The sequence below is a fragment of the Lysinibacillus sp. NPDC094403 genome (genome assembly GCF_050278745.1).
Lineage (GTDB): Bacteria > Bacillota > Bacilli > Bacillales_A > Planococcaceae > Lysinibacillus.
The window spans coordinates 575,051-601,227 of record NZ_JBNNTL010000001.1 but is presented as its reverse complement, the minus strand read 5'-3'; the positions used below and the strand labels follow the sequence as shown (position 1 = coordinate 601,227).

The following is a 26,177-nucleotide window of genomic DNA, read 5'->3' as shown; positions in this document are numbered from 1 at the left end:
ATTCCCCCTTATTTAACATCATCAGAGCTAAAACTGTCTTCAGCAATGATTTCCGAATCACGTATAACTTTATATGCACCTACTTGGCCCTCTTCAATGACAAGCTGTATTTTATAGTCTGTATCAGCCGTAATAGTAAATGAATCAGCTGCTGATGACATCGTATGGTTTTTATCTTGAATCACAATACGAATATTTTGCTTCATACCTTCCTCAGCTGGTTCATATGGTATTTTCACAGCCACAGTTTTCACTAAAGTTTTTTTAGGTTTTTCGGCAGGTCCTTTACTTATAACAACCGCTATTGTAGATCCTACTTCAACTTCAGTCCCAGATTTCGTCAATTGCGAAATAACACTTCCAGCAGCCACTTTATCATTAAAGTCTTCCGAAGAAATACGCCATTTTAAGCCTTTTCTACTTACATACTCATCCATTTGAGCCTTCGTGTAATTCTCAACATTATCTACGGTAACCATTTGTACTCCTGCGCTTACCGTAAATTTCATCGTAGTATCTTTAGCAATTACTTCTTCTTGAGGTTTCGGCTCTTGCTCAATAATTTGTCCTTCTGGCTCTGTTGAATGCACGTACTTAATTTCCGGCTCTAAAAATTTATCCTTTAACATTGATTTAACTTGGCTAATTTGCTGTCCTCTATAATCTTCCACTTTCGTCGTCTCTATCCCAAGACTAACGATTAAGTCTATTTCCGTACCTTTTACACGCTCTGTACCCTCAGAAGGGTCCGTTTCAATGACCTTACCCTTTTCGACGCTCTCATCATAACGCTCCTGAGGTTCTTTACTGACAGTAAAACCTTCAGCCACTAATTTCTTAGTAGCTTCCTCAGTTGTCATATTAGCCACACTAGGTACAGGTATCTTTTTCGGGCTAAATAGATTTGTGGCAAAGAATAAGAATAGGAAAATGGCGATGGCTGCTATTACTAGTCCAGCAACATATATTGGCCATTTTTTCTTTTTCTTTACAGGTACTGCCTTTTCAACAGGCTTCTTAGCTTCTGGTTTCGGCTTTGATTGTGTAATTGGTTCGATTACTCTTGTCTTCGTTAAATCTTCGTCTTTACGTATAGTTGGCTCTTTTATAATCGGAATAGCCTTTGTAATATCATTATCTTCCGGTATTACAAACTTCGGTTCATTGATACGATTTGGTGATAAAACTGTCTCTAAATCTGCTTGCATTTCTTCTACAGTTGAATAACGATGAGAAGCATCTTTTGCTGTAGCTTTTAGCACAACATTTTCCACACTTTGTGGAATAGTAGCATCGAATGCACGAACTGACGGTGTCTCTGATTGTAAATGTTTAAGCGCTATAGAAACAGCTGACTCGCCTGAAAATGGCAATTCCCCTGTTAATAATTCATATAAAACAATGCCAAGTGCATAAATATCAGATCTGTTTGTTGCCGTACCACCACGAGCCTGCTCTGGTGATAAATAATGCACCGTTCCAAGCACGGAGTTCGTTTGTGTAAATGACGTTGCACTAAGCGTCATCGCTATGCCAAAATCAGTTATTTTCACATTGCCCTCTGCATCCATTAAAATATTTTGAGGCTTAATGTCACGATGGATAATATGATTTTCATGAGCATTGGCAATTGCTGATGTTAACTGCTTCATAATATGCACACTTCTGGCAGGAGAAATTGGTGCAAATTCCTGTATGTACTGCTTCAATGTTTTTCCTTGAACATACTCCATCACAATATAATGTAGATCACCATCATCACCTACATCATAAATACTAACGATATTTGGATGTGTAAGGCTTGTAGCAGAAAGTGCTTCACGTTGGAAACGTCGATGCAAATCATCCTCATTGGTAAAATCATAGCGTAATATTTTGATCGCTACATCACGGTTTAAAATCATGTCATGTGCTAAATAAACATTGGACATACCACCGCCACCAATAAGCTTAATAATTTTATAGCGGTCACTAATTCGTTTACCTACAAGCATACTTACACCTCCTCATCTTGCCTTGTGATTAGCACGAGGGAGATATTGTCTTCCCCCCCGCTTGCATTTGCTAATTCCACAAGTTTTCTTCCCTTTTCTTCTATTAAATCTGGATACGTAATAATTGATGCCATTTCATACACTGTAAGTTTATTGCTTAAACCGTCAGAGCAAATGAGTAAATACGATTCTGATGCTAATTCAACCTCATAAAAGTCTGGTTCAATCGTTTCTTCTGTACCAACAGCTTTTAAGATGAAATTTTTCTTCGGATGTGTCAACGCTTCCTCTTCACTGATTTCACCATTTTCAACCAGAACATTTACATAGGAGTGATCTCTTGTTATTTGTTGTGCACCATCATCAAAGAAATAATACACACGACTATCGCCAACATGGGCGATAAAGCAATGATTCTTTTCAATTAACACTGCAATAAACGTCGTGCCCATTCCTTTACAGTCTTCATGTGATAAAGAATAGTCATATATACTTTTATTCAATTGCTTGACTGCTTGTAATAACCACTCTTTTTTTGATGTTGTTGATGCAAAATGATGTGCCTCTGCCTGTAAAAAAACGGATTCTATCTGTTTCATTGCCATATCACTCGCTACATCGCCAGCATTATGACCACCCATGCCGTCCGCTACAAGTGCTAGTGCAAGCCCGTCAGGACGATTAAAAAATGCCGCACGGTCTTCATTGATTGCTCGTTTTAACCCAATATCACTTTCGACTGTGTATTCCAACACTGGTCACCTCGTCTCTTCAGATCTCTCTTGCGCACGTAATTGTCCACACGCAGCTGCAATATCAGAACCTTGCTCTCGGCGGATTGTTACGTTAATACCATTCTTCTTTAATGTTTTTTCAAAGGCAAAAATTTGACTACGAGATGTTCTGACATAATCACGTTCTGGTACGTAGTTTACAGGAATTAAGTTCACGTGGCATTTAATTCCTTTTATTAATGCCGATAATTCTTCTGCAATTTCAACTGAATCATTTTCGCCAGACATTAAACCATACTCAAAAGTTACACGTCGGCCAGTTTTTTTAGTATAGTAACGGACAGCTTCCATTAATTCATCCAATTTGTAAGCACGTGCAATTGGCATCAGTTTTTGACGAGCCTCTTGGTTTGGTGCATGTAATGATACTGCAAAATTGATTTGTAGCTGTTCATCAGCAAATTGATAAATTTTTGGAACAATCCCTGATGTTGATACAGTGATGTGACGAGCTCCGATATTTAACCCTTTTTCATTATTAATGACTTTTAAGAAGTTCATCATCGCATCATAATTATCGAAAGGTTCTCCAATACCCATAATGACGATATGTGAAACACGCTCGCCCACTTCATCTAAAGTCTGCTGTACTTTGACAACTTGCTCCACGATTTCCCCTGCTTGTAAGTGACGTTTTAATCCACCTAAAGTTGATGCACAGAACGTACAGCCAATTCGGCAGCCTACTTGTGTCGTCACACAAATAGAATTCCCATATTCATGACGCATTAATACCGTTTCAATAGAATAGCCGTCTTGTAACTGGAATAAAAACTTGATTGTACCATCTTTTGATTCCTGTTTAATAATTGTTGACAATGTCGTTAATGCAAAATTTGCTTCAAGCTTTTCACGTAATCCCTTTGAAAGATTAGACATTTCCTCAAATGTTTTTACACGTTTATTATAAAGCCAATCAAAAATTTGTGCTGCACGGAACGGTTTTTCATCGTTTTCCTTTAACCAGTCTTCTAACTGTTGCGGCTGTAGTGAGTATACCGATTCCTTTAAATTTGGTTTTTCTTTTTTTTCGCGTCGAACAGGCTTGTCTTCTGCTTCCTCAACTAAGTCGTTAATACGCTCATTAAATTTCTCTTGATCCACCATTAGTTGGATTCTCCTTTTTTACGAAAGGCGGCAACGAAGAAACCGTCACTGCCAAAGTCTTGTGGAAAGACTTGAAGCATGCCATTTGCTTGCTTTTCCGCTAATTTTGTTGGTAAAGATTCTAGTTGTATAGCTTCCATTTCTGGATGCGTTGTTAAAAAGGCCTCTACAGTACCTTCATTTTCCTTTTTATCGACAGTACATGTACTGTACACAAGCTTGCCATCTATTTTCAATACTTTTGTTGCAGCATCTAATAGCGCCAATTGTATTTTTTGGAGGTTTTCTAAATCTTCCTCACGTTTTGTATATTTAATATCTGGCTTGCGGCGCATAACACCTAAACCACTACAAGGTGCATCGACTAAAATAGCGTCGAATGATTCTCGTTGTAGAAAATCCGGTGCTTTACGTCCATCAACCGGAGCAGTCTCTACTATATCAATCCCTAGACGATCAGTATTATGGTCGATTAAATCTAATTTATGAGGGTGAAGGTCGGTCGCTAAAATCGAACCTTCATTTTTCATAATTTCAGCTATATGTGTTGTCTTTCCACCTGGTGCTGCACACATATCTAAGACACGCATGCCAGGAGATGGATTCAAAACATTTGCTGGAATCATTGAACTTTCATCCTGAATGGTAATAAGCCCTTCTTGGAATGCCTTTGTACGAGCTGGTTGACCATTTGTTACATGTAAACATTCAGGCATTAGATCGCTTTTTTTCGCTGTTAACCCTTCCGCTTCTATGCTGGCAATGGCTTGCTCAACGCTTGCTTTTGTCATGTTTACACGTACAGTCTGCACTGGTGGCACATTATTTTCATGTAACATTTCATCCGCTACTTTAACACCATAGTTATCGACAAAGCGTTGTACTAACCACTCGGGATGACTCGTTTCAATAGCAAGGCGCTCAATTGGATCTTTAATTTCATCAGTAGAAGCTACACCTTGACGTAAAATAGATCGTAAAATACCGTTGACCATTGAAGCAATACCTTGGTGACCTCGACGCTTGGCAATTTCTACAGCTTCATTTACCGCTGCATGTGGTGGAATACGCGTTAAATAATGCATTTGATATAAAGATAAACGTAAAAGCCAGCGCACCCAATGATCCACTGAGCCACGAATAAATGGCTCTAAATAGTAGTCTAGTGTCATTTTATATTGTAAAGTACCATACGTAATTTCTGTTAAAAGCGCACGATCCTTCGCTTCGATTTTATGTCGCTTTATCGTTTCATTTAAAAGCAAATTACTATAGGCTTGATTTTTATCTACTGCTAACAGAATAGAAAGTGCGGCATCACGAACATTTCCATCCCAAATTACTACGCTCTTTTTACTCATTTAAATTGGTCCCCAATCTGTAATTTAGAACCTGTACCACGCAAATATTCCTCTGCTGTCATGCGTTTCTTACCAGCTGGTTGTACATCATACAGGGCAAGTGTTGTCCCATTTCCTGCTGCAACTTCAAAATGATCCTTTGAAATCGCAACAACCTCACCAGCTATAGCATCATGCTTAGTGTCGCCAACCTGTGCCCACCAAATTTTAAAGTTGCCATCTTCAAATGTTGTATAGGCAACTGGCCAAGGGTGAAGTCCACGTACTTGATTGTATAAAGTTGTAGCATCCTTTGTCCAATCGATACGTTCCTGTTCACGTGAAATATTGCTGGCAAAGGTTACTTGTGCTTCATCCTGCACGGTACGATTATTTGTGCCATTTATAATAGAAGGAAGTGTATCTTTTAATAATTCGCTGCCCACAGCACTTAACTTATCAAATAGTCTACCTGTATAATCATCCTTTTCAATTGGGATAGCCTTTTGGGAAATGATATCACCAGCATCTAGCTTTTGCTCCATATACATAATCGTTACACCTGTCTCTTTTTCACCATCAATAATTGCTTGGTGAATAGGTGCTCCACCACGATACTTCGGTAAAAGTGACGCATGGACGTTAATGCAACCAAGTCGTGGTGCATCCAGCAATTCTTTCGGCAAAATTTGTCCAAACGCTGCTGTTACCACTAGGTCAGGCTGTAAATCAATAATTTGCTGTAATTCCTCAGAACCACGTAGCTTTTCAGGCTGAATAACTTGTAAACCTAACTCCATTGCTTCTGCCTTAACAGGCGGTGGTGTTAGCACACGCTTACGCCCAACAGGACGGTCTGGTTGTGTAACTACAGCTTTAATATCATAACCTTCATGATGTAGCATACGCAAAATTGGCGCGGAGAAATCAGGAGTTCCCATAAATATTATTGAAGTCATTTTATTCCTCCTCTTCAGCGTACATTGCTTCAAGCTCTTCTTCAGTTAGAATACGTTTGATTTTTGAATCAAATAGCACGCCATCTAAATGATCGATTTCATGTAAAATTGCTCGTGCATCAAAGCCTCCCGCTTCTAGCTCATATACACGTCCTTCACGGTCACACGCTTCAATTTTCACATAGTCAGGTCGTTCAACTTCACCGTATAATCCCGGGAAGCTTAAGCATCCTTCAATGTCTACTTCAGCGCCATCTGTTTCAATGACTGTTGGATTAATCATTTCTAAAATATCTCGTTCCTCGCCAAGCTCAACAATTGCAACACGTAATCCTACATTTATTTGTGGTGCTGCAATACCAACGCCATCGTATTCAACCATTGTGTCATATAAATCATCTAATAATGTAATAACTTCTTCATTTATTTCTGTTACTTCCGCGCACGGCGTTGATAGTACCTTTGCTGGATGTTCAACAACTTTTTTAATTGCCATCTTATGTTCCTCATTTCTATATTTAAGGCTTATACCTTGTCTAATTGTAACGCTACATCATAATGTGGGGCTGATTTCCGTTCCGGCTGGGCGCTTTGTTGCTGTCGCTTCGCTTTCGCACAGATAAAACATTTGTAGCTGTCGCTTTGCTTTCGTTACAGATAAAACATTTGCCGCTGACGCTTCGCTTTCGCACAGACAACATTTGTTGTTGCTGTCGCTTCGCTTTCGCACAGACAAAACCCAGTTGCTGACGCTTCGCTGCAGGGCATCATCTGTGATGCTGACCCCCGAGGAGTCACCCAGCCTCCACTCCAATCAACTTATTCGCATGGCATAAATTTCAACAAAATGTCATGTCCAATCTGGTGATGAACTATTTTATATAGTTGACGGATCTAAATCTACCGTCATTAATATACCTTGTTTAATCCATTCTGCTCGATACATCGCAAGAAGGCGCTGTAACACAGGAATGAGATTTGGTTCAATTTTATATTTTATCAAACATTGATAGCGATATCTATTTTGGAGACGACTAATACTTGCAGTTGTTGGACCAATAATTGCTACTCGGTTTGATAAGTTTTCCCTTAGCCAATCTGCCGCACGTCCTGCATACTCTGCCGCTATCATGACATCTTCATGGGATATTTGAACAAGTGCTACATAATAATAAGGCGGATAGCTAGAGCGGCGGCGTAAAAACATTTCACGTTCGTAAAATGGCTCGTAATCTTGTATTTTTGCCAATTCAATTGCATAATGCTCTGGTGTATACGATTGAATAATAACCTCACCGTGCTTTTCATGACGTCCAGCCCTACCACTAACCTGCGTTAATAATTGGAATGTACGCTCCGCTGCACGGTAATCGGGAAGATGCAGTGATGTATCAGCGCTAAGTACACCAACAAGCGTAATATTAGGAAAATCAAGACCTTTAGCAATCATTTGCGTCCCAAGCAAAATATCTGCCTGTCCTTCCCCAAATGCTTGCAAAATCTCTTCATGTGCACCTTTTTGCTTTGTTGTATCAACATCCATTCGAAGAACTCTTGCCGCAGGGAATAGCTTATAAATTTCTTCCTCGACTTTTTGTGTTCCCGTACCAAAATATCGGATATGCTCACTCTGGCATTGTGGACATATTTGCGGAACACGCTCCTCATAACCGCAATAATGGCATTTTAATTTCTCTGTTGTTCGATGATACGTTAACGAGATGTCACAGTTCGGACATTGTACAACCGTTCCACAATCACGACAAAGCACAAAAGAAGAATAGCCACGACGATTTAAAAACAACACCATTTGTTCTTTTTTCTCAAGTCTTACACGTATAGCATCAACAAGCTGCTCCGAAAACATAGAACGATTCCCTTTTTGAAGTTCTTCTCGCATATCGGCAATAAAAACTGTTGGTAACGGTTGATGCAAAGCACGTTGCTTTAATGATAGCAAACTATACACGCCCTTTTTTGCTCTCGCAAATGACTCAAGCGCAGGCGTTGCACTACCTAATATAACTGGACATTTGTAAAATTCACTTCGCCATATCGCTACATCTCTAGCGTGATAACGTGGTGAATCTTCTTGCTTGTATGTGGATTCATGCTCTTCATCCAAAATAATTAGACCTATATTTGTAAAAGGTGCGAAAATTGCCGAACGAGCTCCAACAACAACGCTTACCTTTCCTTGCTGAATTTTACGCCATTCATCATACTTTTCACCGACAGATAAGCCACTATGCATCACAGCAACCATCTCACCAAAACGACTACGAAAACGCTCTGTCATTTGTGGTGTTAATGATATTTCAGGCACTAGCATAATGGCTTCCTTACCTTCATCTAACACCTTTTGTATCGCTTGCAAATATATTTCAGTTTTACCACTTCCCGTGACGCCGTGTAGTAAAAAAGTTTTCGCAGTCTGTTCTTCCATCGACCCATTAATAGCCTTAAGTGCAATGTGCTGCTCTTCCGTCAATTGTAAAGATTGTGTACGGGAAACCTCCTTCGTAAAGGGATCTCGATACACCTCTTCTTGTATAAAATGAGCGGCTCCTTTTTCAATAACTGACTGTAATACCGCGGTAGATGTGCCTGTTTCCTCATAGATTTTCTGTGGCAAAAGGACCTCTCCAAGATGTTTGCCCATCCATTCAATCAGCTGGCGTTGTTTAGCTGCTCTTGCTGCACCTTCCATTGCCTTATCGATATCTTGCTGATTATCTGAAATTTTGACCATCCGTATTTCTTTCACATTGCCTTGCTGCTTCACAACATTTTCAATTTTTACAATTTTATCAGTGATAAGGTGCTTTAATAAGGGAAGTAATTCAGCACGCTCAAATTCTTTAAAATTAACCTGGTGTCGCTTACCAAAAATAGCTTGCACCTCATCTGGCAAAGCATCTTTCTCCTCTAGTAGCGTTATGATTTTTTCATACTTCGCTCGAAGCGCTGATGGGAGCATGACCTGTAAGGCATCAATTTCATAACAAATCGTTTCGTTTTTCAGCCACTTAGCCAATAACAACATTTCTTCGGTTAATACAGGCTCTATATCTAAAATTTGTGCAATCGACTTTAATTTGTTAGATGGTACATCTGTTTCATTTTTTAATCCGACCACAAAACCTAGAACATTTCTTGGTCCGAACGGTACTTTTACACGACAGCCCATCTCTATAATATGTGCCCATTCTGTAGGTACTTCATAATCAAACGGACGATCTACATGGTATGTTGAAACATCCACTATAACTTCTGCAATCAACAAACTCATTGCATCTCACCCTGTAATACATATGTCCAAAATGCTTGCGCAAACTGCGTGGCATTTGTCGTATCCCACAATTGACCATTTACTTCTGCCGTGTCACTATAATCAATCCACGAGTCAGACATAATTGTTAACATTGGTTCACCAATAACCTTTTGGCCAAAAGTTATTGCGGTCATCCCTTCTATGGACAGTATCGGAGCCTCTTCAATTGTAGGCGTATTTGCTGCATGGATAAAAAATGCAGTTGGATATTGTTTTTTATAATCCTCAAGCTGTTCAAAGAGTTTATGCACACTTGTTTCGTTCTCATCTATTAGGATTACATTTGCACCAAGTTTTTTTGCCTCTTCTGCTATTGCCTGACCAATTTTACTGTTCGACTGTGTACTAATAACATGGTGCTCGTCTAATGGTACATAAAAGGCTCCAGCTGTAACCACTACCGTTTTACCAGCTAATGGTTTACCTTTCTCTGAAAAAAATTCTTGCACAATGGCCGTTATTTTTTCTGGCTCCTCTAAACGGCCTTTACCAACATAGCCACATGCCAAAAATCCTTCTGAAGGCTCTATAAATTGATAGCCATCAGTTTGTAACTGAGTCAAATTTCGTTTTACCGCTGGATGGTCATACATATGTACATTCATCGCTGGTGCAAGCCATACAGGGGCAGTTGTTGCAAGCAAAGTCGTTGTTACCATATCGTCTGCTATACCATTCGCCAGTTTCCCTATGACATTTGCGGTAGCTGGCGCAACTAAAATTAAATCTGCCCAATCCGCCAAATCAATATGGGCAATAACACTCGAATCCTTTTCATCAAAAGTATCAAAAAAAACATCATTTTTGGACATAACTTGAAAGCTCAGCGGATTCACAAACTGTCTTGCTGATGCTGTCATGATAACCTTTACATTTGCACCTGCCTGAGATAGCTTGCTAACTAGAGCGACAGCCTTATAAACCGCTATACCACCTGAAACACAAAGTAAAATATTTTTATTCATGCACAATCGTCCTTTCAAATGATAAGCTCCCAAAGGAAATTTCCTCGGGAGCTTTCGGCATTCTGTATAATCAAATTTACACCAATGTTAGATTTCGTCTTCGTACACAGTTGACTCATCCTGTGATACCTTCGTAAGTACACCTGCCGCCACTTCTTCAAGTGCTTTCCCTACGTATTTATGTGAAACATACTTGTGTAAGCGTTCAGTGTTTTGTTCCTCTTGCATTTGACGAGCACGTTTAGATGCTAGACTTACTAAAGAGTATTTTGAATCGATTTCTTTTTTTAATGTATCTACTGATGGGTATAACATGGGTTTATTCTCCTCTCAACATTGACAAATATCTTTTTTCAACACGTTCTCTACGACAATGCTCGGCTTTAATAATCGCATTTATACGATCACAGGCATTTGTCACTTCATCATTTTCAACTACATAATCGTAAAGGCTCATCATTTCAAGCTCTTCACTTGCAGTTGCAATACGTTTTGCAATAACTTCTGCTGTTTCCGTCCCACGACCAACCAAACGGTCCTTTAATTCCGTTAAGCTTGGTGGGGCTAAGAAAATAAATAATGCATCTGGTGCCTTTTTACGGATTTGTGCAGCACCCTGTACTTCAATTTCTAAAAACACATCACGACCTGCATCAAGTGTTTCATTTACGTAGGCTAACGGTGTTCCGTAATAATTCCCTACAAATTCAGCATGCTCCAATAAGCCACCCTGTTCAATCAACGCCTCAAATTCTTCACGTGTCTTGAAAAAATAGTCTACACCATCTACTTCACCTTCGCGAGGATTTCGTGTTGTCATCGAGATGGAATACTCATAATTCGTATTCGGCTGAGAAAATAATTCTTTTCGCACTGTCCCTTTACCTACACCAGATGGGCCAGACAGAACAATTAATAATCCACGTTCTTTTATCATTTATTCTCTATATCTCCCTTAATTTATAACAGATACAGCCAAGCTATTCGATATTTTGAACTTGCTCGCGCATCTTTTCTAAAATTGTTTTCGCCTGAACTACCGCAATTGCTGCCTCTGTTGATTGATTTTTTGAACCAATCGTATTGATCTCGCGGTGTATTTCCTGCATTAAAAAGTCTAATTTACGGCCAACCGAAATCGTTTCTTGTAATGTTTCTTCCAGTTGATTGAAGTGACTATCTAATCGGTCCAATTCTTCGGTGATGTCCACACGTTCTGCAAATATCGCTACTTCAGCAAATAGGCGATCTTCTAGCACCGCTCCATCCGCCACTTCAGTAATGCGTTCCAATAATCGAGTACGATATTTTTCAACAGCAAGAGAGGCGTATGAACGAATCTGGTTCACTTGCTCCATTAACTGTTCTTTATATTGTACAACAACATCTTGCAATTCTTGCCCTTCACGCTCACGCATTTGAATCAGCTGTTCAAGTCCTTGCTTAATAGCTTTTTCAACAGCACAAAGTAAATCCTCAGGTGTAAGCTGTGGCTTTTCCTGTACAAGCGCTTGTTCAAGCGATAATAACTCTTGCATCGTCCATTTTTCTGCTAGTGGTACTTTACTTGCTAATTGCTCTTTTGCCTTACGATACGCTTCAATTAATGACCAATTAATTTCAATAGATTGCTCGACGTTATCTAAGTCCTTAACATAAACCATCACATCAATTTTGCCACGTGACAAAGCTTGTGAAATTAATTTCTTTGCAAAAATTTCTGCTTCAAGCCATTCTTTCGGAAATTTTGCATTAACTTCTAAAAATCGATGGTTGACCGAGCGCATTTCTACAGTTAATTGAAAGTCTCTTGTTGTTGTGACACCTCTGCCAAAACCAGTCATACTACGCACCAAGGTTCGTCACACCTTTCTTTGCATACTGGGATTATTATAACATAAGCTCTGACATTTATGACTGAAAAAATTACATAGAGCAAAAGCTAATTCTACCACAATTGAAGCTATATTTTAATATTCACCTAAAAAATGCTATGATAAACATAAGAAAAAACTCATTAGCAAAGCATAGAGATGACATTTGTTAAAATGTATGCCATGTCTAGAAGTTGATTAAAGTGAAGAACAGGCGACTCATCGGGGGAAGCCGATTTCCGTTACGGGCACTTGCTTTCCTGCGGGAGTCAAGTAGCCCTTCACTACAATCTGCTAAAAATGGGCACTTATAAGCAAAATATCAACAAAAAACCCTTTAATTGCTCAAAACAATGTTTTCTAATCAACATTTCTTCTCAAATTAATTCAGTTGCACTCTAAATAATTTGAGAAGATAAAAGTGGTTAATCAATACACTTGATCAATTATGCCTCGACATAATTGCGTCCGGAAACGGCTTTGTGCTTTGGCCTGCAGATGTTTTTTGCGCGAAAGCGTAGCGGCAGCAAATCTAACAAATTGATCCATCATCGGAATTTAGGGATGACATTTTGCTAAAACGTATGTCATGCAAATAAGTTGATTGGAGTGGAGGCTGGGCGACTCCTTGGGGATCAGCGATAGAGGAACGAAGGCTAAAAGCATCACATCCTGTGATAACGCCTTCGTGACCAACATCGTGTTGGCCCGAGACCCTGCAGCGAAGCGGATGTTTTCTGTGCGAAAGCGTAGTGCTAACGCAGCGGCAGCAAATGTTTTATCTGTGCGAAAGCGAAGCGACAGCAACAACAAAAGCGGCTCATCGGACGCCCCCAGGAAGCTCTGCTCTGCGCGAAAGCGAAGCGTCAGCGGCAAATGTTTTCTGTAGCGAAAGCAAAGCGACAGCTACAAATGTTTTATCTGTGCGAAAGCGAAGCGACAGCAACAAATGTTTTATCTGTGCGAAAGCGAAGCGAAAGCGAAGCGACAGCAACAAATGTTTTATCTGTGCGAAAGCGAAGCGACAGCTACAAATGTTTTATCTGTGCGAAAGCGAAGCGACAGCAACAAAGCGCCCAGCCGGAATGGAAATCAACCACACGTTATGCAGATAAGTCAAAAATAAAGTGCATTTGTGCTCCAACAGAGTGATGAGAATGCACCATTAAAAAAATAAATACGAAAGTACCAAGATGCTTATATCTTTGGAAAGAGGAATTCATATGGCATTTGATGGCTTATTTACTTATTCAATGACAGCCGACCTTCAACAATTAGTAACAGGTCGGATCACTAAAATACATCAACCAAACGCTCAGGAGGTTGTTCTACATATCCGTGCGAACGGAAGCAATCATAAATTACTTTTTTCGATTCATCCTTCTTACGCACGTGTTCACCTTACTGAGCAGTCTATTGACAATCCAGCAGAACCCCCTATGTTTTGTATGCTATTACGTAAGCATATAGAGGGTGGTTTTATTTCTTCTATTAAACAACACGATTTTGATCGCATTATAATAGTAGAAATCGAAAGTAAAAATGAAATTGGCGACCCTATTATAAGGGAGTTACATGCTGAAATTATGGGCCGTCACAGTAACCTGTTGTTAATTGATAAGGAGCAGGGAAAAATAGTTGACAGCTTAAAGCATTTGCCACCTTCCGTGAATAGTTTTCGAACAGTTTTACCAGGTCAACCTTATATCGCACCGCCTACACAGAATAAATGGCACCCTCTAGCAGTAACCGACGAACAGCTTACACTGTTTTTGTCTGAACCAAAAACGGCTAAGGAAGTAGTTTCGCAATTTATTGGTTTCTCACCTATACACGCTGAGGAATTATTATTCCGATTAACAGGCACAGATGATTATGTAAATTGCTTTAAAAATTTTATAGCTTCCTTTAATAATGGTGGAACAAAGCCGATGTATGTAATCGCAAATAATAAAACTTACTTCTCACCGATCGCTTTAACACATTTACAAGGAGATGTAACGATTTATCCAAATGTCCATGAGCTACTTGACCGCGTATTCTTCGCTCGAGCTGAGCGTGATCGTGTTAAACAGCAGGCAGGTGATTTGGAGCGATGGCTGCAAAATGAAATTGACAAGCTTATATTAAAAACTAAAAAGTTAAATAAAGACTACGAACGCGCATCTAAGCTAGATCAGTTCCAATTATATGGAGAATTACTGATGGCGAATATTTACGCGTTTGAAAAAGGTGTAAAGGAAGTAACTGTCACTAACTATTATAGTGAAACTGGAGATGAAGAAATCACCATTCCAGTGAGTGAACGTAAAACACCTGTTGAAAATGCTCAAAGCTATTACACTAAATACACAAAAGCAAAAAATGCCCTTATTATGGTTCAAGAACAGTTAGAAAAAACGAAGGAAGAAATAGCCTATTTTGAAATGCTTGCTCAGCAGGTACAACAAGCTGCTCCTGGAGATATAGAAGAAATTCGGGAAGAATTAGCAGAGCAAGGTTATTTGAAAATACGTCATGCACGAAAAAAGAAAAAACAAGCGAAGCCTGAACCTGAACGTTATGTTTCTTCTACAGGTGTAGCGATCTCTGTTGGGAAAAATAACAAACAAAATGATATGCTTACATTTAAAATCGCTAAACGCACAGATATCTGGCTGCATACGAAGGATATTCCAGGCTCACATGTTGTCATCCATTCAAGTGAGCCTGACGAAACAACATTACGAGAAGCTGCAACACTTGCTGCCTATTTTTCAAAAGCAAGAGAGTCTTCCTCTGTTCCAGTAGATTACACAGAAATACGTCAGGTGAAAAAACCAAATGGCGCTAAACCTGGTTTTGTTATTTACTTTGAACAAAAGACTTTATACATCGATCCAGATGAAGCTGTCATTTTGCAGTTAAAAAAACAGTCTTAAATGGTTGGAATACGATACGCAATATATCGTATTCCTTTTTTTATGGCTATTAACACGTAATCTGCACTATGCATCTATTCATTTTCCCTTTGACTTGATTGTTTTTTATAGCTATTATCCCTTAGCATTCTTGATAGCAAAAGTTGAGTGACAGTAGTATAGACTAACCTCATACAGCACAATGATTACCCTTCAATTTCTTTAGGAAAAACTATAACTACTGTTTATTTTTAGGAAGACTACCATTTATCAATGTATGTATGGTAAAATAAACCACATAAAGAACATAAGTAATTTCTACTCATTAAGTTCTACTTACACGATTTTTTAGTAACTATATGTAGAAGCTTCCTCCTAAGCGAGACAAATGGATTCCTCCATAAAACAACATCATTCGAGCATTCAAGATCAGGATTCTTTTTCCATTTACTATCTGCTCAATATTACTTGATTCAATGCTCCGTTTTTTTATACATCGTTGTATATTCAAGTAATGTATAAATTATCTCAAAAAAACATATTCTACTAAAACAACATATATTTATTCTTTAAGAAAGGAACATTTTTTCATACATTTACTCTACTTCTTCTTTTTTCTCTCATATAGTAGATAATCTTAGATAAATACAAAACAAGTTTCTTATATATCATTAATAGATATAAATATTCATTCTTTGAGATTATAAATTACAAAAAAATACCTATCCAAGAATCTAAATCACTCAGTTTTACAGTGATTTTCTACAAATTCATCCAAATTTCTTATAGCATCACGCCTGTGACTTTTGAATCATTTTTTATTTAGCAATAATATTATCAAAAGAATATGAATTTTCGGTATAATAAGTCATTTTTTTATTTTTATTTTATTTTTGATATTCAGAACAATAAAATATCAAATTAGTACTATGAAAACGCCTTCATTCTTTAGTGTGATGAATCGAAAAAAATTATTATTCTCTTAGATGTCAGATAATACTATATAAATTTGAATCTTTTTTATTTTGTACACAATGATTTTTTTGGTATATTAAATAGGAGCTTCACAAAAGGCTTAAAATTGTATAAGGGGGATTCACATGAATAAAAACAAAAAGTTTTTATTATTAACGGTCCTTGCAGTCTTTTCATTAGTACTAGCTGCATGTGGCTTCGGCGGTGATAAGTCTGATAATTCTTCATCTTCAGACGGTAAAAAAGATTCTGGTTCAAAAGCTAAAGAAATTAACTTAGCAATCACTTCAGAACCACCATCTTTACACCCACAACTTGCAACAGATACTACATCTAGCGCAATCTTAATTAACGTTTTTGAAGGTTTAACTGTTTCAGACGCTGAAGGTAAGGCTACTCCAGGTATGGCTGAGAAATGGGAAATAAGTGATGATAAGAAAACTTATACTTTCCATTTACGTGATGCAAAATGGTCAAATGGTGATCCAGTTGTAGCTGGCGACTTCGAATATGCTTGGAAATGGGCATTAAATCCAGAAAACCTTTCTGAGTATGCTTCTATCTTCTACTCTATTAAAGGTGCTGAAGATTACAACTTAAATGGTGGCTCTATTGATAACGTTGGTATCAAAGCTCAAGATGACAAAACTTTAGTCGTAACTTTAGCAAATCCAACTCCGTATTTCTTAGAATTAACAGGATTCAAAACTTATTTACCAGTTAACAAAAAAGTGACTGAGGCCAACAAAGAATGGTTCGCAGACGCAGGTGAAAATTTCGTAACAAATGGTCCTTATAAATTAAGCGACTGGAAACATAACGATTCTATGGTTCTTACAAAAAATGCAGATTATTGGGATGCATCAAATGTTGATGTTGATACTGTAAATATTGCTATGGTTGAAAAAGAAGCAACTGTTGCTACTAAGTTTAAAGGCGGCGAGCTTGACTATATCGGTGCGCCATTCCAAACAGTAGATCTTAATGCAATTGATGGATTCAAAAAAGATGGTTCTTTAAGAATCAAAGACCAAGCAAGTATTTATTGGTATAAATTCAATACAAAAGACAAAATTATGTCTAATGCAAATATCCGTAAAGCTCTTACTCTAGCTATCGATCGTCAAAAATTAATTGACAACGTAACTAAAGGTGAACAAAAACCAGCTACAGGTATGGTTCCGGTAGCAATTCCTGGATTTGAAAATGACCGTGGTTACATGAAAGATAACGATGTTGATGGAGCAAAAGCTGCTCTTGCAGCTGGTATGAAAGAACTTGGTATTAAAGATCCTAAAGATATCACAGTAAACATTTCATTTAACACTTCTGAAGCACATGCTGCAATTGCTCAATTTATTCAAGAAGAATGGAGCAAAAAACTTGGTATTTCATCTAAATTAGATAATTCCGAATGGCAAGTTTATTTAGAAAAATTAAGAACTAGTGACTATCAAGTAGGTCGTATGGGCTGGGTAGCTGACTATCTAGATGCATATACATTCCTTGAAATGTTCGATACTGCTAAAAACGGTAACAACCAAACAGGCTGGGAAAATGCTCAATACAAAGATTTATTGAAAAAGTCAGTTGCTGAGGTAGACGAAGCAAAACGTCTTGACTATTTAAAACAAGCAGAAGCAGTGGCTATGAAAGAACTTCCAGTTGCACCTATTTACTACTACACTAATTTATCAGTAGTTAAAAAAGGTATTGAAAACTTAGCACCAAATCCAACAGGTGATATTCACCTTAAAGACGTAAAGATTAAATAATTTTTTAAAAATTACCTTTTAAGCTCTAAGAGGAGAGCTGCCTCGTAGCCACTGCGGCGCGAGTCAGCTCTTTTTAAAATACGAAAGCACTAATTTGTCAGATAATTGACAAATTGAAGGAGGAGTTTTATGTGATTAAATATATTTTGAAAAGGCTGATGTATATACTTCTCGCGCTTTTCGTCATCGTAACGGCTACGTTTTTCCTATTGCGTGTTGCTCCTGGTAACCCATTTGCATCTGAACGTAATTTCCCTCCTCAAATAGAGGAAAAGTTAAACGAAACGTATGGATTAAATAACCCTTGGTATATTCAGTACAAAGATTATTTAATCGATGCGGCCACTTTTGATTTCGGTGAATCTATGAAATATAAAGCGCGTTCAACTAATGATATGATTGCAGAGGGCTTCCCTGTATCTTTAACTTTAGGAATTGAAGCTATGCTGCTTGCTATTGGATTTGGTGTATTAATCGGCGTAGTGGCAGCGCTTTATCATAATAGGTTTCCAGATTATTTGGCAACGACCTTTGCGGTGCTTGGAATTTCCGTTCCATCTTTCATATTAGCTGGACTCATGCAGTATTTCCTTGCATACAAACTTCAGTTATTCCCGATTAGTGGATGGAAAGGCTTTACTTATAGTATATTACCAGCCTTAGCTATTGCATTTTCGCATATGGGCTTTATAGCTAAACTGACACGTTCAAGTATGCTTGAACAAAATAATAGTGATTATGTAAAAATGGCTCGTGCAAAAGGTTTAGGCAAATGGACAGTCGTCTTCCGCCATACTTTACGTAACGCCTTATTACCAGTCGTTACTTATTTAGGTCCATTAACTGCTGGTGTTGTTACAGGTAGCTTCATTGTGGAGCAAATTTTCGCGGTTCCTGGATTAGGTAAACACTTTGTGCAAAGTATTACGAACCGTGATTATACAGTTGTTATGGGAACAACCGTATTCTACGCAATCATTCTTTTATTTGCGGTATTCATCGTAGATATTTTATATAGCGTAATCGATCCGCGAATTAGACTGAAAGGAGCGAAAAAGTAATGACACAGCAACAAATCGAAAAAGATAAGTTTAAAATTGTTGGCGGAAATCACGAAGCCACTGATAAATTAGCAGATAAATCTGTCTCCTTTTGGAAGGAAGTATTTATTCGTTTTTCCCATAATAAAATGGCGATTTTTGGATTAATTACTTTAGTAGTTATTATTTTAATGGCTACATTTGTGCCGATGTTTTCACAATACCACTATAGTGATCAATTAGGTTCTTTTAATACCCCACCATCATCAGAATTTTGGTTTGGTACAGATGATTTAGGTCGAGATATTTTCGTTCGAGTATGGGCCGGCGCTCGTATTTCTTTACTCATCGGGTTTGCTGCTGCCATTATTGACTTGATCATTGGCGTATTATGGGGAAGTATTTCTGGTTTAGCAGGCGGTCGTGTTGACAATATTATGATGCGTATTGCCGATGTTTTAACAGCTGTTCCTTACCTTTTAGTTGTAATCGTACTTTTAGTAGTATTAGAACCAGGTATTGTGCCAATGATTATCGCATTATCCATTACAGGTTGGATTAATATGGCCCGTATTGTACGTGGTGAAGTATTATCTATTAAAAATCAAGAGTATGTTTTAGCCGCTCGTACTCTGGGCGCACGCACAGGACATTTAATTTTAAAACATTTAGTGCCAAATGCACTTGGTGCGATTCTAGTAACGATGACATTAACAGTGCCATCTGCTATTTTTACAGAGTCTTTCCTTAGTTATCTCGGACTTGGGGTTCCTGCTCCACAAGCTTCTTGGGGTACAATGGCTTCTGAAGGAAACGGAGCGATTGCTGATTATCCTTGGCGTTTAATTTTCCCTGCATTATTCATTTCACTAACAATCTTTGCGTTTAACGCAGTTGGTGACGGCTTACGTGATGCATTAGATCCAAAACTACGTAAATAAGGAGGTGGCCGAAAATGAGTAAAACAATTTTAGAAGTAAAAGATTTAAAAATAAACTTTAAAACTTATGCAGGTCTTGTTCATGCCGTTCGTGGTGTAAACTTTGACTTGAAAGAAGGTGAAACACTAGCAATCGTTGGTGAATCAGGTTCCGGTAAGAGTGTTACGAGTAACGCATTAATGAAACTAATTCCACAGCCACCTGGTATTTATGAGTCAGGACAAATTTTATTTAATGGCCGTGATTTAGTGCCTTTAAGCGACAAAGAAATGTCAAAAGTACGCGGAAATGAAATTGCAATGATTTTCCAAGATCCAATGACAAGCTTAAACCCGACGATGAAGGTCGGACGTCAAATAACTGAAGTTATTTTACAACATAAAAAAGTGTCAAAAGCTGATGCTAAAAAACGTGCAATCGAACTTTTAACTCAGGTAGGTATCCCCTTCCCTGAAAAACGTTATAACCAATACCCGCATGAATTTTCAGGCGGTATGCGTCAACGTGTTGTTATTGCCATCGCACTTGCAGCTGATCCTAAGCTTCTAATTGCCGATGAACCAACAACAGCGTTAGACGTTACAATTCAAGCGCAAATTTTAGAGCTAATGAAAGAAATCCAAAAAAATTCGAAAACATCTATCATTTTCATTACCCACGATTTAGGTGTCGTGGCAAACATTGCCGACCGTGTTGCAGTTATGTATGCAGGTCAAATCGTTGAATATGGTACTGTTAATGATATTTTCTATAATCCTAAGCATCCATATACATGGGGTCTGCTTGGTTCAATGCCAGACTTAGATAACGATACTGATGAGCTATTACGCACGATTCCTGGTTCACCACCAGATCTTACTAACCCTCCAAAGGGCGATGCATTTGCCGCTCGTAATGAATTTGCAATGGCTATTGACTATGAGCAAGAACCACCGATGTTCCAAGTAAGTGAAACACACTTTGCAAAAACTTGGTTGATGCATCCTGACGCACCAAAAATTCCGCTTCCAGATGCGGTTGCTAAACGTATTGAAGGATATTTAGCAAAGGAGGCACAATCAAATGACTAAATCGGGCGCAAAAAAAATTCTTGAAATAAAAAATGTAAAGCAGCATTTCGGTTCACCAAGTAACCCTATTAAAGCTGTTGACGGTATTAGCTTCGATGTATACGAAGGTGAAACACTCGGCCTTGTAGGAGAATCAGGCTGTGGTAAATCAACAACTGGTCGTTCCATCATTCGTCTGTACGACATTACAGATGGGGAAATTATTTTTGATGGCGAGAACGTCCATGGGAAAAAATCCAAAGATGAATTAAAGAAATTCAATCGTCAAATGCAAATGATTTTCCAAGATCCATATGCTTCATTAAACCCGCGTATGACAGCAGGAGAAATCATTAGTGAAGCCTTTACGATTCACGGTCTTTACAAAGATAAAAAAGAGCGTCGTGAAAAAGTTAATCAACTGTTAGAGGCTGTTGGCTTAAACAAGGAGCACGCAAACCGTTATGCACACGAATTCTCTGGCGGTCAACGTCAACGTATTGGAATTGCTCGTGCGTTAAGCTTAGATCCTAAGTTTATTATCGCCGATGAGCCAATTTCTGCACTTGACGTATCGATTCAAGCGCAAGTTGTTAACTTATTAAAACAACTGCAAAAAGAACGTGGCTTAACATATCTTTTCATTGCCCATGACTTATCAATGGTAAAGTATATCAGTGACCGTATCGCTGTTATGTACCGTGGTAAAATCATGGAAATCGGTAAAGCAGATGATATTTACAATCACCCTGTTCATCCGTATACAAAATCATTATTATCAGCAATTCCACTTCCTGACCCAATGTCAGAAAAACGCCGTCAACGTATTCCGTACAAGCATACAGAGGTTGACGATAGCGCAACATACCATGAAGTGGGCGATCAGCATTACGTTTATGGTACTGCAGATCTTATGAAAACTTGGGTTGCTAATCGATAAAACTATAACTTCCATCTACAGTATAAACGCTGTGATGGGAGTTATTTTTTTATTGCTTCAAAGCTACAACTTACAGATGATGCATTATTCTTCCATACATTCTACCAAAACGCTTGTAGCTGACGCTTTACTTTCACTACCAAAACACTTGTAACTACCGTTTCACTTGCGTTACTTAAAACATCTGTACCTGCCGCTTCGCTTTCGGTACAAAAAACATCTGTACCTGCCGCTTCGCTTTCGGTACAAAAAACATCTGCTGAAAGATGTTAAACTTATTCTCCGTACTATTTATCTTACTGCATTTATAGTAGGTCCTGTTTCTGCTGCTACTATACCCCAGGATGTGATTTAAAGCCTAGTAAAGAAAGACCTTAACGAAAATAAGGACACCTACTTTTAAGGGTGCCCTTATCTTTTGTTTAATGTTTCATGATGTAATCGTCTAAACCAAACTTATTACCTTCTTGATTTTGGATTTAATGCATCTTTTAAACCTTCTCCAATGAAGTTGATTGACAAAATAACTAATGTAATGGCTGTTGCAGGTGGCACCCACATCCAAAGCTTATACTTAAGTACATCTGAGTTTCTAGCCTCAAATAACATATTGCCCCAGCTCGGAGTATCAGCTGGTACACCAAATCCTAAAAAGCTTAAACTGGACTCAGCAACGATTGTTACGGCCATTAATAATGTTGCTTGTACAATAATCGTCGAGGCAACGTTTGGCAATAAGTGCTTCATGATTATTTTTGAAGGCTTACAACCTATTGATTGCGCTGCTAATATATATTCATTTTCCTTTTCAGCTAGCACCCTACTACGCACTATCCTTGCAACGCTTCCCCAGCTTAAAAGCGAAATGACAATTATTAATGTCCATAAACCAGAAACTTTTCCTGAAAGGATCGTATTAAAAACAATGACGAATATTAAGAATGGAAACATTAATACGAAATCAGTAAATCGCATTAAAATTTGATCCATCTTTCCTCCAAAATACCCTGATATCGCGCCAACAGCAGTACCAATTATTACAATAAAAAACATACAACTTAACCCAACCAATAAAGATGATCTTCCAGCGTAGAGCATTCTAGTAAAAACATCACGTCCATTCGTATCCGTTCCTAACCAATGCTCATTTGATGGAGGTAGACTAATTTTCATAAAATCGACACGAACAATATCTTTTGTTGTAATATAAGGAGCTAAAAACGATAAAACGATAACTAATAGTAAAAAAATAAGACTAATCATTGCTAATTTATTTTTAACAAACTTTCGTCTCGCTATTACCCATGGCGAGGGGCTTTTTTTTGGCGTTTTTGGAGATAAAACTTCTTGATCAGTTACCAATGTCATAATTTCCCCTCCTTAATCTAGTCTAATACGTGGATCTACCACACCATATAATATATCCGCCACCAAATTACCAAAAAGTGTTAAGAACGAAAGTAGCATTGTTATCGACATCATGACTGCATAATCTCTTCTTCCAACGGACTCTAAGAAGAGTGCGCCTATTCCCGGATAAGTAAAGATCGTTTCTGTTATTACCGCACCACTAATTAAAGTTGCAATATCAAAACCAAGAAACGTAATTATTGGAATAATGGAGTTCCGTAAAATATGTTTGTTATAAATTTTCGACTCTTTCGTTCCTTTTGCTCTCGCTGTTCTTACATAATCTTTTCTACTATTTTCAATAATGTCATTTCGTAAAAATTGTGTATAGGACGCCGTTCCCATTAATCCTAAAATAAGTGCCGGTAATAAAACATGGTGAATCTTACTCATGTAGTACTCCCAAGTCCCCTCCCCTATGCCTACACCTACGGAACCATTAAAAGGAAACCACCCTAGCTTAAAGGAAAAGAGATAAATAGCAACAATCCCTGCAACAAACGACGGAATTGCTAATGCTAAATAATTATAAGTTGCTATTAAATTATCCCCGAGTGTATAAGGCTTTCTTCCAGCATACATCCCCATAAAAAATGCAAAAATGTACGTAAAAATTAATGATATTAATGCTAAAAATATTGTATTAGGTATTCGCTGAGCAATAATCTCTGCGGCTGGTTTTTTATAAACAGTAGATTTCCCGAAATCACCTTGTAAAAATTTACCAACCCATCTACCGTATTGCACGATAATCGGATCATTATAGCCTAATTTTTCTCTCATTTCTTCGATGTATTGTGGATTCGTATTAGACGGATTGATTTCACCAGCAAATGGATCTCCTGGCATCATTTTCGCTAAAAAGAACACCACCACAGAAATAAGGAGTAACAATGGAATCATGCCAAGAAATCTTCGAAGTGTGTATTGCAGCATATGACGTCTCCTTATCTAGAAATTTACTAACTAGGCCCAATTCATGAAGTGGACCTAGTTAGTAGGCTTTAACTTCTCTTTGTTATTCTACAATTTATTCCTTAATGTACCATTTATAAACGTCTGTTTGGAAACCAACAGCGTTGATATGAACACCTTGTAGTCGCTTATTAATGCCATATAAATCCATATTTTCCCATAACGGAAGAGCTGGTAATTCTTCATTGAAGTATTTTTGCCACTCTACATAAGTTTTCTTACGCGTATCTTTGTCAAATGCTTTTACACTTAAGCCTTCATCTAATAATTTTTGGTTCTTAGCATCTACATAACGACCATAGTTCCATTCTGCATTGTTACCCCATAATCCAGATGGGTCAGGATCTGAACCTGTACTCCAAGAACCGAAGAATGCTTCTAATGCAGCATCATCATTATCTTTCATATCATTATATAAGTTAAATTCTATTAATGTACCAGTAGCTAATTCTGTTTTCACTCCGATATCATTCCAAGCTTGAATAATCGCTTGAGAGCGACCTTCAAAGACAGCAGGACCGGCATAGTGACCAAACGAAATTTTAAATGGTTTACCTTTAGGATCTTCTACAAATCCATCACCATTTGTATCTACATAGCCTGCAGACTTAAGAAGCTCTTTAGCCTTTTCTGGATTGTATTCATATTGATTTAAGTCAGATTCCTCTGCAGCAGTCCAGAAGGCACGTGGAATCACAGTATTCGCAACATTAGCTTTTCCTTCTAAGAAAGCATCGATCATTGCTGGACGGTTAATTGCGTATAGTAGTGCTTGACGCAATTCTTTTGATTTAAACTTATCAAAATCAGCTACATTTTTAAGAGCAGCTTTATCACGATGACCAAAACGAAGACCAATATATGAGTAACTTACACCATTCGTTTGTTCAATGCGTACGTTATCTAATGCTGACAATTCTTTTACAGCTTGTGGTCTAATATCCATGATGTCAATTTCTCCGTTTTGGAACGCACCAGCTGCCAATGATGGGTCAATTACTTTTACAATCACCCCATCAAGCTGTGGTTTGCCCTTCCAGTAATCATCAAAACGCTCTAATTCAGAATATTCACCGTCTACAACTTTTTTCACTTTAAACGGCCCTAAGCCAACAGGATTCGCACGAACTTGTTTCGACTCGCCTAAGTCTTTAACAGCAATACCTTCATAATGTTTTTTAGGCATTGGGTTATTCCACAGGCTTTCCAAATTATTAATTTTCACTTCTTCAAAAGTAATTTTTACAGTATAGGGATCAACGACTTCAATTCCTGCGATTTTATCAGCTTTCCCTTGTTTTTTTGCTTTTGCACCTTTAATATTTTCAACATAATTGAATCGTGGGCCATCGTAATCCTTATCAGCTAGTGTCTCTAATGCAAATACCCAGTCATCAACAGTTAACTCCTCACCATTGTGCCATTTTACACCTTGCTTAAATTTAAACGTATAAGTTAATTTATCCTCACTAATTTCCCAAGTCGCTAAATTAGGAACATATTCCAAGTTATCATTTACTTCATAAATACCTTCAGTTGTAAAACCTTGAATATAACTATCTACAATACTTCCATTAAAGGCTGGATCAAATACACCTTCAGGTGCTTGGTCAGTACCAAAAGTTACAACTCCACCTTTTGCCGTTTCACCTGTTGTTGCGGATTCTCCCTTGTCTTTTTCCTTATCTTTTTCATTTGTCGATGTGTCGCTATTACATGCTGCTAAAAACAAAGCAGTTACTAGCATAAGCATGAAAGCCCATAATGCTGATTTTTTCATTCTTTATCCCCCCGTGAATTTTATT

The 26,177-nt window shown here is 38.0% G+C and carries 22 protein-coding genes; 7 read left to right on the top strand and 15 right to left on the bottom strand.

Annotated features, from left to right (window positions below; translation table 11 throughout):
* Nucleotides 1–8 precede the first annotated feature (8 nt).
* The 12 genes from pknB to ACQKMV_RS02610 form a co-directional block, all read right to left on the bottom strand.
* Nucleotides 9–1,994 carry a Stk1 family PASTA domain-containing Ser/Thr kinase gene (gene pknB / locus ACQKMV_RS02665; RefSeq protein ID WP_427502254.1) on the bottom strand — a complete coding sequence of 662 codons (1,986 nt, stop codon included), beginning with the start codon at nucleotides 1,992–1,994 and terminating at the stop codon, nucleotides 9–11.
* 2 nt (nucleotides 1,995–1,996) lie between these two features.
* Entirely contained in the window at nucleotides 1,997–2,746 is a 750-nt protein-coding gene (locus ACQKMV_RS02660; protein ID WP_427502494.1) for a Stp1/IreP family PP2C-type Ser/Thr phosphatase, read from the bottom strand.
* A 6-nt stretch (nucleotides 2,747–2,752) separates the two neighbouring features.
* Nucleotides 2,753–3,895, bottom strand: coding sequence for a 23S rRNA (adenine(2503)-C(2))-methyltransferase RlmN (gene rlmN / locus ACQKMV_RS02655; RefSeq protein WP_427502253.1), 1,143 nt, complete (start codon nucleotides 3,893–3,895; stop codon nucleotides 2,753–2,755).
* Nucleotides 3,895–5,256, bottom strand: coding sequence for a 16S rRNA (cytosine(967)-C(5))-methyltransferase RsmB (gene rsmB, locus ACQKMV_RS02650; RefSeq protein WP_427502252.1), 1,362 nt, complete (start codon nucleotides 5,254–5,256; stop codon nucleotides 3,895–3,897). Before rsmB ends, rlmN begins: the two co-directional genes overlap by 1 nt.
* The gene (gene fmt / locus ACQKMV_RS02645) at nucleotides 5,253–6,194 is read right to left on the bottom strand and encodes a methionyl-tRNA formyltransferase (RefSeq protein ID WP_427502251.1); all 942 of its coding nucleotides are present in this window, start codon (nucleotides 6,192–6,194) and stop codon (nucleotides 5,253–5,255) included. The genes rsmB and fmt overlap by 4 nt, the downstream gene beginning before the upstream one ends.
* 1 nt (nucleotide 6,195) lies before the next feature.
* Nucleotides 6,196–6,690, bottom strand: a complete 495-nt coding sequence (def, locus tag ACQKMV_RS02640; RefSeq protein ID WP_427502250.1) for a peptide deformylase — start codon at nucleotides 6,688–6,690, stop codon at nucleotides 6,196–6,198.
* 57 nt (nucleotides 6,691–6,747) lie between these two features.
* Complete coding sequence (locus ACQKMV_RS02635; protein ID WP_427502249.1) at nucleotides 6,748–6,924, bottom strand: hypothetical protein; 177 nt, start codon at nucleotides 6,922–6,924, stop codon at nucleotides 6,748–6,750.
* Between the two features lie 147 nt (nucleotides 6,925–7,071).
* Nucleotides 7,072–9,486 (bottom strand): primosomal protein N', encoded by a 2,415-nt coding sequence (gene priA, locus ACQKMV_RS02630; protein WP_427502248.1) that lies wholly within the window; start codon nucleotides 9,484–9,486, stop codon nucleotides 7,072–7,074.
* Complete coding sequence (gene coaBC, locus ACQKMV_RS02625; protein WP_427502247.1) at nucleotides 9,483–10,493, bottom strand: bifunctional phosphopantothenoylcysteine decarboxylase/phosphopantothenate--cysteine ligase CoaBC; 1,011 nt, start codon at nucleotides 10,491–10,493, stop codon at nucleotides 9,483–9,485. The genes priA and coaBC overlap by 4 nt, the downstream gene beginning before the upstream one ends.
* A gap of 87 nt (nucleotides 10,494–10,580) precedes the next feature.
* Nucleotides 10,581–10,808 (bottom strand): DNA-directed RNA polymerase subunit omega, encoded by a 228-nt coding sequence (gene rpoZ, locus ACQKMV_RS02620; protein ID WP_427423740.1) that lies wholly within the window; start codon nucleotides 10,806–10,808, stop codon nucleotides 10,581–10,583.
* 4 nt (nucleotides 10,809–10,812) lie between these two features.
* Complete coding sequence (gene gmk / locus ACQKMV_RS02615; RefSeq protein WP_053594155.1) at nucleotides 10,813–11,430, bottom strand: guanylate kinase; 618 nt, start codon at nucleotides 11,428–11,430, stop codon at nucleotides 10,813–10,815.
* Nucleotides 11,431–11,473: 43 nt separating this feature from the next.
* Nucleotides 11,474–12,349, bottom strand: coding sequence for a YicC/YloC family endoribonuclease (locus ACQKMV_RS02610; RefSeq protein ID WP_427502246.1), 876 nt, complete (start codon nucleotides 12,347–12,349; stop codon nucleotides 11,474–11,476).
* A gap of 894 nt (nucleotides 12,350–13,243) precedes the next feature.
* On the opposite strand from ACQKMV_RS02610, the gene ACQKMV_RS02605 reads away from it, so the two are divergent.
* From ACQKMV_RS02605 to ACQKMV_RS02575, 7 genes are all read left to right on the top strand, one after another.
* Nucleotides 13,244–13,519 carry a hypothetical protein gene (locus ACQKMV_RS02605; RefSeq protein WP_427502245.1) on the top strand — a complete coding sequence of 92 codons (276 nt, stop codon included), beginning with the start codon at nucleotides 13,244–13,246 and terminating at the stop codon, nucleotides 13,517–13,519.
* 71 nt (nucleotides 13,520–13,590) lie between these two features.
* The gene (locus ACQKMV_RS02600) at nucleotides 13,591–15,288 is read left to right on the top strand and encodes an Rqc2 family fibronectin-binding protein (protein ID WP_427502244.1); all 1,698 of its coding nucleotides are present in this window, start codon (nucleotides 13,591–13,593) and stop codon (nucleotides 15,286–15,288) included.
* A 1,079-nt stretch (nucleotides 15,289–16,367) separates the two neighbouring features.
* The gene (locus ACQKMV_RS02595; protein WP_427502243.1) at nucleotides 16,368–18,017 is read left to right on the top strand and encodes a peptide ABC transporter substrate-binding protein; all 1,650 of its coding nucleotides are present in this window, start codon (nucleotides 16,368–16,370) and stop codon (nucleotides 18,015–18,017) included.
* A 131-nt stretch (nucleotides 18,018–18,148) separates the two neighbouring features.
* Nucleotides 18,149–19,078, top strand: coding sequence for an ABC transporter permease (locus tag ACQKMV_RS02590; protein ID WP_427502242.1), 930 nt, complete (start codon nucleotides 18,149–18,151; stop codon nucleotides 19,076–19,078).
* The gene (locus ACQKMV_RS02585) at nucleotides 19,078–19,998 is read left to right on the top strand and encodes an ABC transporter permease (RefSeq protein ID WP_427423735.1); all 921 of its coding nucleotides are present in this window, start codon (nucleotides 19,078–19,080) and stop codon (nucleotides 19,996–19,998) included. Before ACQKMV_RS02590 ends, ACQKMV_RS02585 begins: the two co-directional genes overlap by 1 nt.
* Before the next feature lie 14 nt (nucleotides 19,999–20,012).
* Nucleotides 20,013–21,068 (top strand): ABC transporter ATP-binding protein, encoded by a 1,056-nt coding sequence (locus ACQKMV_RS02580; protein WP_387079883.1) that lies wholly within the window; start codon nucleotides 20,013–20,015, stop codon nucleotides 21,066–21,068.
* Nucleotides 21,061–21,987 carry an ABC transporter ATP-binding protein gene (locus ACQKMV_RS02575; RefSeq protein WP_427502241.1) on the top strand — a complete coding sequence of 309 codons (927 nt, stop codon included), beginning with the start codon at nucleotides 21,061–21,063 and terminating at the stop codon, nucleotides 21,985–21,987. Before ACQKMV_RS02580 ends, ACQKMV_RS02575 begins: the two co-directional genes overlap by 8 nt.
* 459 nt (nucleotides 21,988–22,446) lie before the next feature.
* On the opposite strand, the gene opp4C is transcribed toward ACQKMV_RS02575, so the two are convergent.
* From opp4C to opp4A, 3 genes are all read right to left on the bottom strand, one after another.
* The gene (gene opp4C, locus ACQKMV_RS02570; protein WP_427502240.1) at nucleotides 22,447–23,355 is read right to left on the bottom strand and encodes an oligopeptide ABC transporter permease; all 909 of its coding nucleotides are present in this window, start codon (nucleotides 23,353–23,355) and stop codon (nucleotides 22,447–22,449) included.
* A 12-nt stretch (nucleotides 23,356–23,367) separates the two neighbouring features.
* Entirely contained in the window at nucleotides 23,368–24,333 is a 966-nt protein-coding gene (gene opp4B, locus ACQKMV_RS02565) for an oligopeptide ABC transporter permease (RefSeq protein WP_427502239.1), read from the bottom strand.
* A 94-nt stretch (nucleotides 24,334–24,427) separates the two neighbouring features.
* Complete coding sequence (gene opp4A, locus ACQKMV_RS02560) at nucleotides 24,428–26,152, bottom strand: oligopeptide ABC transporter substrate-binding protein (protein ID WP_427502238.1); 1,725 nt, start codon at nucleotides 26,150–26,152, stop codon at nucleotides 24,428–24,430.
* Between the last annotated feature and the right edge of the window lie 25 nt (nucleotides 26,153–26,177).

Bases quoted from the DNA above. Each gene is read 5' to 3' on its own strand.
- pknB (WP_427502254.1), bottom strand. From the start codon at position 1,994: ATGCTTGTAGGTAAACGAATTAGTGACCGCTATAAAATTATTAAGCTT.
- rlmN (WP_427502253.1), bottom strand. From the start codon at position 3,895: ATGGTGGATCAAGAGAAATTTAATGAGCGTATTAACGACTTAGTTGAG.
- rsmB (WP_427502252.1), bottom strand. From the start codon at position 5,256: ATGAGTAAAAAGAGCGTAGTAATTTGGGATGGAAATGTTCGTGATGCC.
- fmt (WP_427502251.1), bottom strand. From the start codon at position 6,194: ATGACTTCAATAATATTTATGGGAACTCCTGATTTCTCCGCGCCAATT.
- def (WP_427502250.1), bottom strand. From the start codon at position 6,690: ATGGCAATTAAAAAAGTTGTTGAACATCCAGCAAAGGTACTATCAACG.
- priA (WP_427502248.1), bottom strand. From the start codon at position 9,486: ATGAGTTTGTTGATTGCAGAAGTTATAGTGGATGTTTCAACATACCAT.
- coaBC (WP_427502247.1), bottom strand. From the start codon at position 10,493: ATGAATAAAAATATTTTACTTTGTGTTTCAGGTGGTATAGCGGTTTAT.
- rpoZ (WP_427423740.1), bottom strand. From the start codon at position 10,808: ATGTTATACCCATCAGTAGATACATTAAAAAAAGAAATCGATTCAAAA.
- gmk (WP_053594155.1), bottom strand. From the start codon at position 11,430: ATGATAAAAGAACGTGGATTATTAATTGTTCTGTCTGGCCCATCTGGT.
- ACQKMV_RS02605 (WP_427502245.1), top strand. From the start codon at position 13,244: ATGTTTTCTGTAGCGAAAGCAAAGCGACAGCTACAAATGTTTTATCTG.
- ACQKMV_RS02600 (WP_427502244.1), top strand. From the start codon at position 13,591: ATGGCATTTGATGGCTTATTTACTTATTCAATGACAGCCGACCTTCAA.
- ACQKMV_RS02595 (WP_427502243.1), top strand. From the start codon at position 16,368: ATGAATAAAAACAAAAAGTTTTTATTATTAACGGTCCTTGCAGTCTTT.
- ACQKMV_RS02585 (WP_427423735.1), top strand. From the start codon at position 19,078: ATGACACAGCAACAAATCGAAAAAGATAAGTTTAAAATTGTTGGCGGA.
- ACQKMV_RS02580 (WP_387079883.1), top strand. From the start codon at position 20,013: ATGAGTAAAACAATTTTAGAAGTAAAAGATTTAAAAATAAACTTTAAA.
- ACQKMV_RS02575 (WP_427502241.1), top strand. From the start codon at position 21,061: ATGACTAAATCGGGCGCAAAAAAAATTCTTGAAATAAAAAATGTAAAG.
- opp4C (WP_427502240.1), bottom strand. From the start codon at position 23,355: ATGACATTGGTAACTGATCAAGAAGTTTTATCTCCAAAAACGCCAAAA.
- opp4B (WP_427502239.1), bottom strand. From the start codon at position 24,333: ATGCTGCAATACACACTTCGAAGATTTCTTGGCATGATTCCATTGTTA.
- opp4A (WP_427502238.1), bottom strand. From the start codon at position 26,152: ATGAAAAAATCAGCATTATGGGCTTTCATGCTTATGCTAGTAACTGCT.